The sequence below is a fragment of the Bacteroides finegoldii DSM 17565 genome (assembly GCF_000156195.1).
GTDB lineage: Bacteria > Bacteroidota > Bacteroidia > Bacteroidales > Bacteroidaceae > Bacteroides > Bacteroides finegoldii.
In genome coordinates this window covers 154,352-166,437 of the sequence record NZ_GG688318.1, presented here as the reverse complement: position 1 = coordinate 166,437, position 12,086 = coordinate 154,352, and the positions used below count along the sequence as shown (strand labels likewise).

11 protein-coding genes, 1 tRNA gene and 2 pseudogenes are annotated in these 12,086 nt (G+C 43.7%); 4 read left to right on the top strand and 10 right to left on the bottom strand.

The window, feature by feature from the left end:
* The 6 genes and pseudogenes from BACFIN_RS16545 to BACFIN_RS22515 all read right to left on the bottom strand — a co-directional run.
* A pseudogene (locus BACFIN_RS16545) lies at window positions 1–233 on the bottom strand (RelA/SpoT family protein); the annotation flags it as partial.
* 72 nt (window positions 234–305) lie between these two features.
* Window positions 306–1,601 (bottom strand): lytic transglycosylase domain-containing protein, encoded by a 1,296-nt coding sequence (locus BACFIN_RS16550; RefSeq protein WP_029425813.1) that lies wholly within the window; start codon window positions 1,599–1,601, stop codon window positions 306–308.
* A gap of 34 nt (window positions 1,602–1,635) precedes the next feature.
* On the bottom strand, window positions 1,636–2,520 hold the full coding sequence (locus BACFIN_RS16555) for a DUF5683 domain-containing protein (RefSeq protein ID WP_007749176.1): 885 nt from the start codon (window positions 2,518–2,520) through the stop codon (window positions 1,636–1,638).
* Complete coding sequence (locus BACFIN_RS16560) at window positions 2,521–3,411, bottom strand: ParB/RepB/Spo0J family partition protein (protein WP_007749168.1); 891 nt, start codon at window positions 3,409–3,411, stop codon at window positions 2,521–2,523.
* Between the two features lie 11 nt (window positions 3,412–3,422).
* The gene (locus BACFIN_RS16565; RefSeq protein ID WP_007749166.1) at window positions 3,423–4,187 is read right to left on the bottom strand and encodes a ParA family protein; all 765 of its coding nucleotides are present in this window, start codon (window positions 4,185–4,187) and stop codon (window positions 3,423–3,425) included.
* 760 nt (window positions 4,188–4,947) lie between these two features.
* A complete protein-coding gene (locus BACFIN_RS22515; protein WP_007749151.1) occupies window positions 4,948–5,091 on the bottom strand; it encodes a hypothetical protein in 144 nt (47 codons plus the stop codon).
* 58 nt (window positions 5,092–5,149) lie between these two features.
* On the opposite strand from BACFIN_RS22515, the gene surE reads away from it, so the two are divergent.
* The 3 genes from surE to BACFIN_RS16580 all read left to right on the top strand — a co-directional run bounded on the left by surE (window position 5,150) and on the right by BACFIN_RS16580 (window position 8,044).
* Complete coding sequence (gene surE, locus BACFIN_RS16570) at window positions 5,150–5,917, top strand: 5'/3'-nucleotidase SurE (protein WP_007749148.1); 768 nt, start codon at window positions 5,150–5,152, stop codon at window positions 5,915–5,917.
* Window positions 5,918–6,009: 92 nt separating this feature from the next.
* On the top strand, window positions 6,010–7,146 hold the full coding sequence (lpxB, locus tag BACFIN_RS16575) for a lipid-A-disaccharide synthase (protein ID WP_007749144.1): 1,137 nt from the start codon (window positions 6,010–6,012) through the stop codon (window positions 7,144–7,146).
* A 91-nt stretch (window positions 7,147–7,237) separates the two neighbouring features.
* Window positions 7,238–8,044 carry a NigD1/NigD2 family lipoprotein gene (locus BACFIN_RS16580; RefSeq protein WP_007749141.1) on the top strand — a complete coding sequence of 269 codons (807 nt, stop codon included), beginning with the start codon at window positions 7,238–7,240 and terminating at the stop codon, window positions 8,042–8,044.
* A gap of 113 nt (window positions 8,045–8,157) precedes the next feature.
* Here BACFIN_RS16580 and BACFIN_RS16585 read toward each other — a convergent pair whose 3' ends face one another.
* Genes BACFIN_RS16585 through rsfS form a run of 3 tightly spaced genes read right to left on the bottom strand, consistent with a single transcriptional unit; the run spans window position 8,158 to window position 11,533 of the window.
* Window positions 8,158–9,000 carry a phosphatidate cytidylyltransferase gene (locus tag BACFIN_RS16585; protein ID WP_032839179.1) on the bottom strand — a complete coding sequence of 281 codons (843 nt, stop codon included), beginning with the start codon at window positions 8,998–9,000 and terminating at the stop codon, window positions 8,158–8,160.
* Between the two features lie 31 nt (window positions 9,001–9,031).
* Entirely contained in the window at window positions 9,032–11,164 is a 2,133-nt protein-coding gene (gene ftsH / locus BACFIN_RS16590; protein ID WP_007749126.1) for an ATP-dependent zinc metalloprotease FtsH, read from the bottom strand.
* Between the two features lie 9 nt (window positions 11,165–11,173).
* Entirely contained in the window at window positions 11,174–11,533 is a 360-nt protein-coding gene (rsfS, locus tag BACFIN_RS16595; protein ID WP_007749124.1) for a ribosome silencing factor, read from the bottom strand.
* Between the two features lie 264 nt (window positions 11,534–11,797).
* Between rsfS and BACFIN_RS16600 the strand changes: the two genes are divergently transcribed.
* Window positions 11,798–11,868, top strand: a tRNA-Gln gene (locus tag BACFIN_RS16600).
* 104 nt (window positions 11,869–11,972) lie between these two features.
* On the opposite strand, the pseudogene BACFIN_RS22510 reads toward BACFIN_RS16600, so the two are convergent.
* Window positions 11,973–12,086: pseudogene (locus BACFIN_RS22510) on the bottom strand (ISAon1 family transposase); the annotation flags it as partial.

Here is a 12,086-nt window from a genome sequence, read left to right as displayed (position 1 = left end):
CCCAAACCGATTTCGTTGCATACAATACTTGCAACGGCAATCGGGTGCATAATGTAAGGTTCACCCGAACGGCGTTTAATACCTTTATGCGCTTGGTTGGCGAAGTTGAAAGCTTTCGTGATGATTTCAACTTTTTTGCGATGTTTTGTGCTGAGATAATCATTCAGTAGTTGCTGGAACGCCTGATTGATCATATCTTCATCAGCTATTTCTTTTGGGGGCAGATTATCCATAATTGTTATCCTCTCATTTGCTTAGTTTTGCAAAAATAAGCAAATTTCCGAACGGTGCAAGCGGGAAACTGTTTATTTGTATATTTTCAATCGTTTTCCTGCTGCAATCTTCGTGTTAGACATTCCGTTCCATCGCTGTATATCCTTCACTCTGACTCCGTATTTCTCGGCAATGGACGATAAAGTGTCACCACTTTTTATCTTGTAATAGGTTGGTTTCCCTTTACCTGCAACTGCTGTCGTAGCCCTTCGTGTAGAAGGACTGATCTCTTTCACGGCAACGGTCTTACGGTTGCGGAACAATTCATCCGCACGATGTGCGAAAATTGTATCCTGCCTGTCGATAAAAGTGCTGATGGCTTCGATCGGTAGGCGGAGGGTATACGGTTTGTTATCACCCGGAATGATTTGTTTCTTATATTGCGGGTTCAGACTTTTGATTTGGTCCAACGGAACGTTGCACAAGTCGGCTATTTGCTCGAAGTGCAGGTTCTTGTTGACTTGTACGGTATCCGTGCTTGCCGGAATGTTGGTTTCCATCGGGCAGATATTATGATCGCAATAATAAGTCATCACATAGTTGGCTGCGATAAAGGCCGGTACATATCCGCGTGTTTCTTTGGGCAGGTAATTGTAAATCTTCCAATAGTCAGTTTCACCATTGGCGCGGCGGATTGCTTTATTGATAGTGCCGGGACCGCAATTGTAGGCTGCAATCACGAGATTCCAGTCACCGTAAATATCATACATCTCTTTGAGGTAGCGTGCGGCAGCCCAAGTCGCCTTGATTGGGTCGCGACGTTCGTCTACAAGACTATTCGACTCCAGTCCGTAAATCTTTCCCGTACCGATCATGAATTGCCACAAACCGGAAGCTCCGGCACGCGATACGGCTGAAGGATTCAACGCGGATTCGATAATCGGAAGGTATCTCAGCTCCAATGGAAGTCCGTATGCATCTAATGCTTCCTCGAAAATCGGCATATAGAAGTTGCAAGCGCTTAACATGAAAGAAACCTGGTTGCGCAAACGTCCTGCATACATATCGATAAATTTGCGTATGATATCGTTGTAGGGCATTTCCATGACAGCCGGAATGCGCGACAAACGGTCGATGTAAACCGAATCGCTGAACAGAGGGTTGATTTCCGCTGTGCTGCAATCTTTACCCAAGTCAATATAGTTTTTGGCTTTCCAGTCATTCAACAGGCTGTCGAGCGGGTATGTCATACTTTTAGGCAAGTCAATGCTCTCTTTGCGCTCAGTTCCATTTTCACGAATCACTACATCTACACTTTGCGCTTTTACTTGCGATGTTGCCACTAGTAAAAGGAAAATCATCGAACAATAGTTAACTAATTTCTTCATGCTTCAATAATAAGATCAATCTAAATTGTGTTTTTTAAAATCGTAATACACATTGCAATCCCACCGATTTGTTTTTCAAACTGGTAGAGCGGAATTGGTTGTTATTGTCAATAACAGCCGGTTCTACTTTCATACTCAGGTCGGGGGTGATATCGAAGTTGGACAACTCCGCATCTACGTATGCGTCGATGATAGAGATCAAGTAAACTCCGATAAATGCAAATATGCTGAGGTCCCGATAACGACGGAACATATCTTTTCTTCGTTTTATTGTATTTTTCAACTGCTCTTCGTTGTAGGTGGCGTTGGGCGGCAACAAGTCTTCGTAACTTTTTGTGTTCGGATTGCTGTCCATAATGTCCAGATAGGCTTGTGAGTAGTCTTTATACATTTTGCCATTCCAGCTCAATGCGTATGCACATCCGGCAAATCCTCCATATATAATAGGTAGTTTCCAGTATTTGCGGTTGTAAATCTGTCCGCCGCCGGGAAATACGACTGCCAGCCAAGTTGCTTTGGTCGGATTCGGGATGAATATCTTTTTGTTGATATCCTTTGCGGGCGGCACGCTGTCTGGCTTAACCATGATGGATGCCGGCTGCTCAATCTTTTTTAATTCTTTCTTGTTGGCTGCATCCAGACTGTCGGCTATTTGTATACTGGCGGCCGACAGGCTGTCGAGGGGTACAAGCTCTTTGGAGGGAACAATCCGGATCGAGTCTTTCTTCAAAGAATCTTGTACAGCTGGTTCACGATGTCTGCGGGCACGGGCTTTCGGGGCTTCCCGTTGCGTGATAGTCGTGTCCCTTTTCATCGGGGTGACAGTGGACTGTGCATACACATCAATCCCTGCCACCTGTAAAATACAGAGAAGCAGGGTGATGACGAGTAACTGATATTTCTTACTTTTTCTTGTCATTTACTTCTTTAGCGTGTCGAAGATTTCCATGATACGTTCCAACTCTTCCTCGTTGCCGAAAGGAATGCTGATTTTACCTTTCCCCTTTTCGGAGCAGGTGAGTTGTACCTTGGTGTTGAAAAAGCCTGAGAGTTGTTTCTTCAGTAAGTTGAACTCTTCCGGAAGTTTGGCACGCTTCGGAGTTATTTTCCGCGTACCGCTTTTCACAGCTTCTCCTTCGCTTAATGATTTAACAATTTCTTCTACTTTGCGGACTGAATATCCGTGTTCTTGTATTTCCTCAAATATTTTAACTTGCAGTTTCGGATCACCCAGTGAAATCAACGCACGCGCGTGTCCCATGTCCAACTGCTTGTTCTGCAAAGCCATCTGTATGGGAGCGGGCAGTTTCAACAAACGCAGATAGTTGGCGATGGTTGTCCGGTTCTTGCCGATACGTTCGCTCAAGCGTTCCTGGGTCAGTTCATACTGGTCAAGCAGGTGCTGGTAGGCAAGTGCGATTTCTACGGCATTCAAGTCTTCACGCTGGATGTTTTCAATCAGCGCCATTTCCATCATGTTCTCGTCGTCGGCAGTGCGGATATAAGCGGGAATTGTTTTCAGTCCGGCTTTTTGTGAAGCGCGGTAACGACGCTCTCCGGCAATGATCTGATATTCATCGTCCGATATTTTGCGTAAGGTGATCGGCTGGATAATACCGATTTCGGCAATCGAATCAGCCAGTTCCTGTAAAGCTGTTTCGTCAAACTCACGACGGGGCTGGTTGGGATTGACAGCAATCTTTGCCAGTTCTATCTCATTAATGGAAGAAGAACCTTCGGTTTTCACATCATCCATCGAGAGCAAGGCGTCAAGTCCGCGTCCTAATGCATTTCTTCTCTGTGTTGCCATATCTTCTTCTCTTATTTATTTCGGTTGATAATCTCTTTAGCAAGAGCCAGGTGGTTCTTGGCGCCGGTGGAATCCGCATCATAAAGAATGGTCGGAACACCGTAGCTGGGAGCCTCGCTCAGTTTGACATTTCGTTGGATAACGGTGTTGAACACCAATTCCTGGAAGTGGCGTTTCACCTCATCGTAGATCTGATTGGCCTGACGCAGACGTGAGTCGTACATCGTAAGGAGGAATCCTTCGATTTCCAGAGCCGGATTCAGTTTTGATTTGATGATTTTGATCGTGTTCAGCAGCTTACTGATACCCTCAAGAGCGAAATATTCGGCTTGTACGGGGATAATCACAGAATCTGCCGCTGTCAGGGCATTAATGGTGATAAGTCCCAATGAAGGCGAGCAGTCTATCAGGATATAGTCATATTCTTCCTTCAAAGGAGTGAGCACTTCTTTCAGAATCTTTTCGCGGTTTGGGAGGTTCAGCATTTCAATCTCTGCTCCTACAAGATTGATGTGCGAAGAGATTACTTTTAAAGAATCGATTTCCGTGTCGAGGATAGCGTCCTGTACGTTGGCTCTGTCAATAATACATTCATAGATAGTGCATTCCGACTGCTTAATGTCTACTCCCAGTCCGGAAGAGGCATTAGCCTGCGGGTCGGCATCTATCACGAGTACCTTTTTTTCCAGTGTGGCAAGTGAGGCTGCGAGGTTAATCGTAGTCGTTGTCTTTCCTACACCACCTTTTTGATTGGCCAAAGCAATAATTTTTCCCATATTCTCTAAATTTATTGGCAGCGAAATAAGTGATAAATCCTTAGAGCGCCTACGAAAAAAGAGAAACTTTGCAATTTCTGTTGATAAGTCACCTGTTTTGTTAATAACTGTCGGACGAAACAGTTACAAAATCTTGCAGGTTCGTCATCTGTTTTTCTCCTTATGAGTTTGCAAATATACATATTTATATTGGATATCTATTCCTTTTTTTGCTCGCTTGCAGAAGATTAAGATTTGTAAACGGGTGGGAGAGGAGGAGATTCCGTTGCTTTCATAGAGTTTTAAAACTCTCTTTTTATTGTCACTTTTTAGACTTAACATGCTGATAGTTAAATGTAATTTGGTGATAATAAGGTGATAACAGGAAAAATAAGGCCTTTTATTATCACCTTAATCCATTACTGTTTGGGCATTCGCGTGTATTATATGATTGACTATTAGTGTTTTGATGCGTAATCTGACTTTTGTATTCCTATGTATTAAGAAAGTCCTTTTTGACTGTTTAGTGGTTATGTTCTCTGTATATGATGCGGTATTTAAAGCCAAAGCCGGTAGATGTAACGTACAGACGGGGTACTGCTAATGTATTTGGAAGGCATTGCGTTCCCGTTTCACGTGCGTGATTCGTTCGGATGATGTACGTGGACTTTCAGGTTTTCGTACGTGAACCGAATGGCTCATATACGTAAAACGGGTTATTATTACCCTCTAAATACATTAAACCTACCGTATAAATGTATTAAGTAAGCTGTATAATGTATTAAACAAGCCGCATGAATAACTCAATGTCCGGCTTGTATCCGGCTGAGAAAGTCGTTCTGACCGGAAAATGACCGCAGGCGAATTGAGTTTGTCGGTTGAACTTACGAAACTTCAATGGATTATATTTGACCAATGTTGGCATTCCGGCTTCTTTTTGCTACTTTTGTGCGAATAATTAAAAAAAGGAAAGGATTGAATATATGGAAAATAAGAGGCCGTTGATACTCGTTTCAAATGATGACGGGATTATGGCTAAAGGTATTAGTGAGCTGATTAAGTTTCTCCGTCCATTAGGAGAAATCGTGGTAATGGCGCCGGATTCACCGCGTTCCGGTAGCGGATGTGCGCTTACGGTGACACAACCTGTTCATTATCAATTGGTCAAAAAAGAAGTTGGGCTGACTGTATACAAATGTTCGGGAACCCCGACCGATTGCATTAAACTGGCTCGGAATACAGTACTCGACCGGACACCGGATTTGGTAGTGGGTGGTATTAATCATGGGGATAATTCGGCTACCAATGTACATTATTCCGGTACGATGGGAGTTGTGTTTGAAGGTTGTCTGAATGGGATTCCTTCCATTGGATTCTCTTTGTGTAATCATGCTCCCGATGCGGATTTTGAAGCTGCGGGACCTTATATACGCAAAATTGCCGCGATGATACTGGAAAAAGGGCTTCCTCCTTTGACTTGCTTGAATGTGAATTTCCCGGATACGGCTGATATAAAAGGAATAAAGATTTGTGAACAGGCCAAAGGGTGTTGGACGAACGAGTGGGCTGCTTGCCCTCGTCTGAGCGATCCGAATTATTTCTGGCTGACAGGTGAATTTACCGATCATGAACCTGAAAATGAAAGGAACGATCATTGGGCGTTAGCAAACGGCTACGTGGCCATCACTCCGACGACTGTCGATGTGACGGCATATCACTTTATTGATGAACTTAATAAATGGTTTAATTAGTTGAAAATTGAAAGTTGAAAAAGAAAGCATGACACTCTATTGGTCATCTATCCCTACCAACTCTCAACTCTCAACTCTCAACTCTCAACTCTATGAAGTATTATCTGATTGTGGGCGAAGCCTCCGGTGACTTGCACGCTTCTCATCTGATGGCAGCTTTGAAGGTGGAAGATCCTCAAGCTGAATTTCGTTTTTTCGGCGGTGATCTGATGGCTGCCGTAGGCGGTACGTTGGTGAAACATTATAAGGAGTTGGCTTATATGGGATTTATTCCGGTGTTGCTCCATCTGCGTACTATCTTTGCCAATATGAGACGTTGCAAGGAAGATATCGTTTCCTGGAATCCGGATGTTGTCATTTTGGTAGATTATCCGGGATTCAATCTAGATATTGCCAAATTTGTCCACGCAAAGACGCAGATTCCCGTATATTATTATATTTCTCCGAAGATATGGGCTTGGAAAGAATATCGTATCAAGAATATAAAGCGTGATGTGGACGAGCTTTTCTCCATTCTTCCTTTTGAAGTCGAGTTCTTTGAAGGAAAGCATCACTATCCTATCCATTATGTGGGGAATCCTACAGTGGATGAAGTGACGGCCTATCAGGAAGCGCATCCGAAAAATACGGCTGAGTTTATTGCGGATAATCAGTTGGAGAATAAACCGATTATTGCACTTTTGGCAGGAAGCAGAAAACAGGAGATAAAAGATAACTTGCCGGATATGTTGAAGGCGGCTTCTGCTTTCCCTGACTACCAACTTGTTCTGGCTGGCGCTCCTTCCATTGCTCCTGAATATTACGAACAGCATATAGGAGAGTCGAAGGTGAAAATTATTTTCGGTCAGACTTATCGTCTGATGCAACACGCGGATGCGGCTTTGGTTACTTCGGGGACGGCTACCCTTGAGGCAGCGTTGTTCCGCATTCCGCAGGTAGTTTGTTATCACACTCCGATTGGAAAAGTGATTTCGTTCTTGAGGCGTCATATTCTGACAGTGAAGTTCATTTCTTTGGTCAATCTGATTGCGGACCGTGAGGTTGTGAAGGAATTGGTGGCTGATACGATGACAGTGAAGAATATGCAGAGTGAACTGGAAAAGATTCTTGAAGATGACAAGTGCAGGAGTGAAATGCTGGCGGAATATGAGCGTATGGCTGAACGGCTAGGTCCGGCAGGCGCTCCTCGTCATGCGGCGCGCAAGATGTTGGAGCTGTTGAAAAAATAACTTTCTTTTTCTGAATAAACGTAAAGCCGATGCAATATTTGCACGGCTTTTTTATTTATAAGACAGAAGGTTGAAAAAGAAAGGATCTAACATGAAAAAATTTAAATGGCTTTTAGGAATTCTATTGTTGGCATTGGTGCCAATGTTGCAGTCATGTGACGATGACGACGATTATTATTCTATCGGAGATTTCAGTTGGGACTGGGCGACCGTACGTACAACCGGTGGCGGCGGTTATTTCCTGGAGGGTGACCGTTGGGGAATCATTGATCCGGTCAGCTCTTCCATTCCTTGGTACAGACCGGTAGATGGTGAACGGGTGGTTGCATTCTTTAATCCTTTGGCTGATATGAAAGACGAGAAGGGCGTTCAGGTAAAAATGGAAGGCATTCAGGATGTCTTGACTAAAGGGGTGGAAGAAATGAAAACTACGGAAGAAGAAGAGGAATTTGGAAATGATCCGATTGTGATTTATCAAGGTGATATGTGGCTAGGGGGAAAATACCTGAATGTTATTTTCCATCAGAACCTGCCTCGTTCGACGAAACATCGTATCAGCCTTGTTCAGAATCTGATGGATACGACTGAACCCGGTGAACCTGGTGACCCATCAGCACCGGAGACGGTAAATGTTGCTAAAGACGGTTATGTTCATCTGGAGTTGCGTTATAATACGTATGATGATGTGACCGGTTATTGGGGATGGGGACGGGTTTCCTATAATCTGGAAGATTTCTATCCGACGGAAGAGGATGGTGAAACTACGATGAAAGGTTTTAAAGTTACTATAAATTCAAAAGAAAATGGAGAAGGAAGAGTGATCGTTCTTGATTTCGACCATCCGGTAGGAGTGCCGGAAAAGGCGAAGGATGTGCATTCCACTTCTTCAATCCGATAACCTCTAACTATGATTCGCTGTATGTGAAAAAGGTCGGGAGCACTTCCTATGAAGTTCCCGACCTTTTCTTTTTATGATGTTGGTTTGTTTGATAATCCGATAAAGCGATTGGATTAGAACCAGGTTAGTGTATACAAATAAACGACCGCTGCCGGGATAGCCATTAAAGAACTGTCAAAACGGTCGAGCATTCCTCCGTGTCCCGGAAGAATAGTTCCCGAATCTTTAACGTGCAACTGACGTTTCAGCAGTGATTCTGTCAAATCCCCCCATGTGCCGAATATAACTACGACTAAAGCCAGCCCTGCCCATTCCGGCATGGACATCACTGGGAAATAATGAGCAAGTATGAAGGCTACTCCGATCGCTACTACTCCGCCGCCGATAGAACCTTCCCATGATTTTTTAGGAGAGATACGCTCGAACAATCTGTGCTTTCCGATAAGCGAACCGATGCAATAAGCACCTGTGTCATTCAGCCAAAGGAAAATAAAGATAGATAGTGGTAGAATAGGGTTATAACTTATGCTGCTGTATTCCGGATCGTTGTGGAAAGCTAATACATTCAGTAAAGCGAATGGAAGTCCGATGTAGAGTTGGCTGAACATGGAATAAGCCCAGTTAAGCACGGGATTCTCTTTCTTCAGATACAGCTCGCTGATCATCATATACAGCAATAGCAGTACGTAGGGGATAAAGATTTTGGAATCAGCCGCGTCAATGCAGAATCCCATGATGGCAAGAAACAGATAAGCACCGCCCAGCATATTGATAGCCTTGTTTATCTGAACCCCTTCCGCACGCATATTAACCAGTTGTCCGAACTCATAAATGGCGAGTGCGCTAATGGCGGTAAATAAGATGCCGAAGCTAAATGCGCCATAGAGGATGCATCCTACCAAAATAGCAACAAAGAGTACACCTGTGATGGCTCGTTTTATAAAATTGTTCACAATCAGCTCGTTTTTTAATTGATTAAACAGTGGCTTATTTTTCTTTATCGGTAGTCGGTTCCGTAGATGTATTTTTCTCTACAGTGACTTTAGAACCTTCTATGGTAACTTTTCTTTCCGCAGCTTTTTCTTCCGCAGAATTCTTGGCTTCCTCTTCTTTTATCTCTTTTTCTTCCCCTTTCAGCTTTTCAGCAAGTTGCTTTTCTGCTTTAGCCGCATCCTGGCTTTCTTTGGCTGCCATGATTTCTTCTGAACGGGAAGCCCAAGGACGCTTTCCGAAAATACGCTCAACGTCTTCCGCAAAGATCACTTCTTTGTCAATCAGTAATTGTGCCAATTGATTGTGACCTTCCTGATGTTCAGACAGGATCTTTTTGGCACGTTCATACTGTTCGTTGACCATCTTTTTTACTTCTTCGTCGATAAGTTCGGCTGTTTTCTCGCTATATGGACGGTTGAAGGAGTATTCTTCGTTGTTGTAATAACATAAGTTAGGCAGCTTATCACTCATTCCTAAATAAGCAATCATACCGTATGCCTGTTTCGTAACTCTTTCCAGATCGTTCATAGCGCCGGTAGAGATACGGCCGATAAATAAGTCTTCGGCTGCACGTCCTCCCAGCGTAGCACACATTTCATCGAGCATTTGTTCTTTTGTTGTGATCTGACGTTCTTCCGGCAAATACCAGGCTGCTCCCAATGCACGTCCACGAGGAACAATTGTCACTTTGATTAGAGGGTTGGCGTATTCCAGCAACCAGGATATGGACGCGTGTCCCGCTTCGTGCAAGGCGATAGAACGTCTTTCGGCTTCTGTAGTAATCTTGGTTTTCTTTTCCAGCCCACCGATGATACGGTCTACTGCATCCAAGAAGTCTTGTTTGCCAACGAATTTCTTTCCGTGACGGGCAGCGATCAATGCCGCTTCGTTGCAGACATTGGCAATGTCGGCACCGGAGAATCCCGGAGTCTGGCGAGCCAGCAAGTCTACATCTACCGTGTCATCTATCTTGATCGGGCGCAAGTGTACGCCAAATACTTCTTTACGTTCATTCAGGTCGGGCAGATCTACGTGTATCTGGCGGTCGAAACGCCCTGCACGGAGCAAGGCTTTGTCCAATACGTCTACCCGATTGGTAGCGGCAAGAATAATCACACCACTGTTGGAACCGAAGCCATCCATTTCCGTAAGCAACTGGTTCAAGGTGTTTTCGCGCTCGTCGTTTCCTCCCATTGCGGGATTTTTACCACGTGCGCGTCCCACTGCATCGATTTCGTCAATAAAGACAATACAGGGAGCTTTCTCTTTTGCCTGTTTGAACAAGTCGCGGACGCGGGATGCACCTACACCTACGAACATTTCCACAAAATCCGATCCGGCAAGAGAGAAGAAGGGTACGTTCGCTTCACCGGCAACCGCTTTGGCAAGCAATGTCTTTCCTGTTCCCGGAGGGCCTACTAACAAAGCTCCTTTAGGTATTTTACCTCCCAGATCCGTGTATTTCTGCGGTTCTTTCAGAAACTCGACAATCTCTTCCACTTCCTGCTTGGCTTCCGCCAGACCGGCTACATCCTTGAAGGTGACTTTGATGGCTCCTCCTTTTTCAAAAAGTTGGGCTTTTGATTTCCCTACGTTGAATACGCCACCGGGACCTCCACTTCCACCACCGCTCATACGGCGCATGAAAAATATCCATAGTGCTACTAGCAGAACGAGCGGAAGGATCTGAATCAAGATAGCGGGAAATATGTCCGACTTAGGAGGGTAATCCGATGTTCCGTCGAAATGACCGGCTTCTTTTTCCGTTTGCAGGAATTCTTCCAACTTATCGGTAGACGGTGTCCGGCTGGTAATGACGGGGTTACGTCCCACCTTTGTGGAGTCTGCTCCGAATACAGCGCCAACAGCAGTGGGTTTCAGATAAGCTTCGATTGACTTATCTTCATAACCCAATACTTTGCTGACATATCCATTTCTTACGTAGTCCTGAAACTCGCTGTAAGTAACGTTTTTACTTCCGACACCCTTTGAATCACTGCCCCACCAGAGGCCGAGAAGCATCAGGGCAATAATCATATACATCCAATTCAAATTGAACTTTGGCAAGTTAACCTTATTGTTAGGTTTGTTGCTGTTATTATTGTTATTGCTATTCTTATTGTCCATAATCGTAATTTAGTCTAAATCGGGGATTTGAGTAAGTTTGGCATCAGCCCAAAGGTGTTCAAGATTATAAAAGGCTCTTGCTTCCGGTAAAAATACATGTACCAATACATCTGCATAATCCATAGCTACCCATTCGGCATTCCGGAGTCCGTCTACTGCAAAAGGCTTGCTGTCAGCACCCTTTCGTGTGGATTCTTTGATTGAGTCTACAATAGCACTTACTTGGCTGGGAGAGTTCCCCTGACAGATAACGAAATATTTACAGATGGTATCTTCTATTTTGGTTAGATCGGCAATAACGATATTCTTACCTTTTTTTTCTTGAATTCCCTCTTTTATTTTCTCGATTAATACTTTAGTATCGTTCATTCTTACATTTGATATTAATAATTCATGTTCTCTTTTGGTTTATAACAAAAAAGGCTCACCCTTTGTTTCTGATTATAAACGTGATATTTTTGACAAATATACGCTGATTTATTGGATACAAGAAAGTTATACTTCAATTTTTGTGTTTTTTAGTGGAGATAGTTGCTTAGGGAAAACTAATTTGAGGATTTTTGCAAAAAAAATAGCTGAAATGTTTTGATTTCCCAATTTATTTGTATCTTTGCACCCGCAAACGAAAATCATTGGGCTATGGTGTAATGGTAACACTACAGATTCTGGTCCTGTCATTCCTGGTTCGAATCCAGGTAGCCCAACAAATCACCAGCTTTTTACTGACAAAAACCCGCTAAAATGCAATTTTAGCGGGTTTTTGTGCATTTGACAAAGGGTCAACGTAACAATCTGAGGGATTCTATATTTAAGCATATAATTTAGCAAGTCTATATAAGAAAAAAGCTCTATCTCTTACTCTTCTGAACTGTGCTCTAAATGCTTTGATTTTAGCATTGAATGACTCTGCTGCGGCATTGGT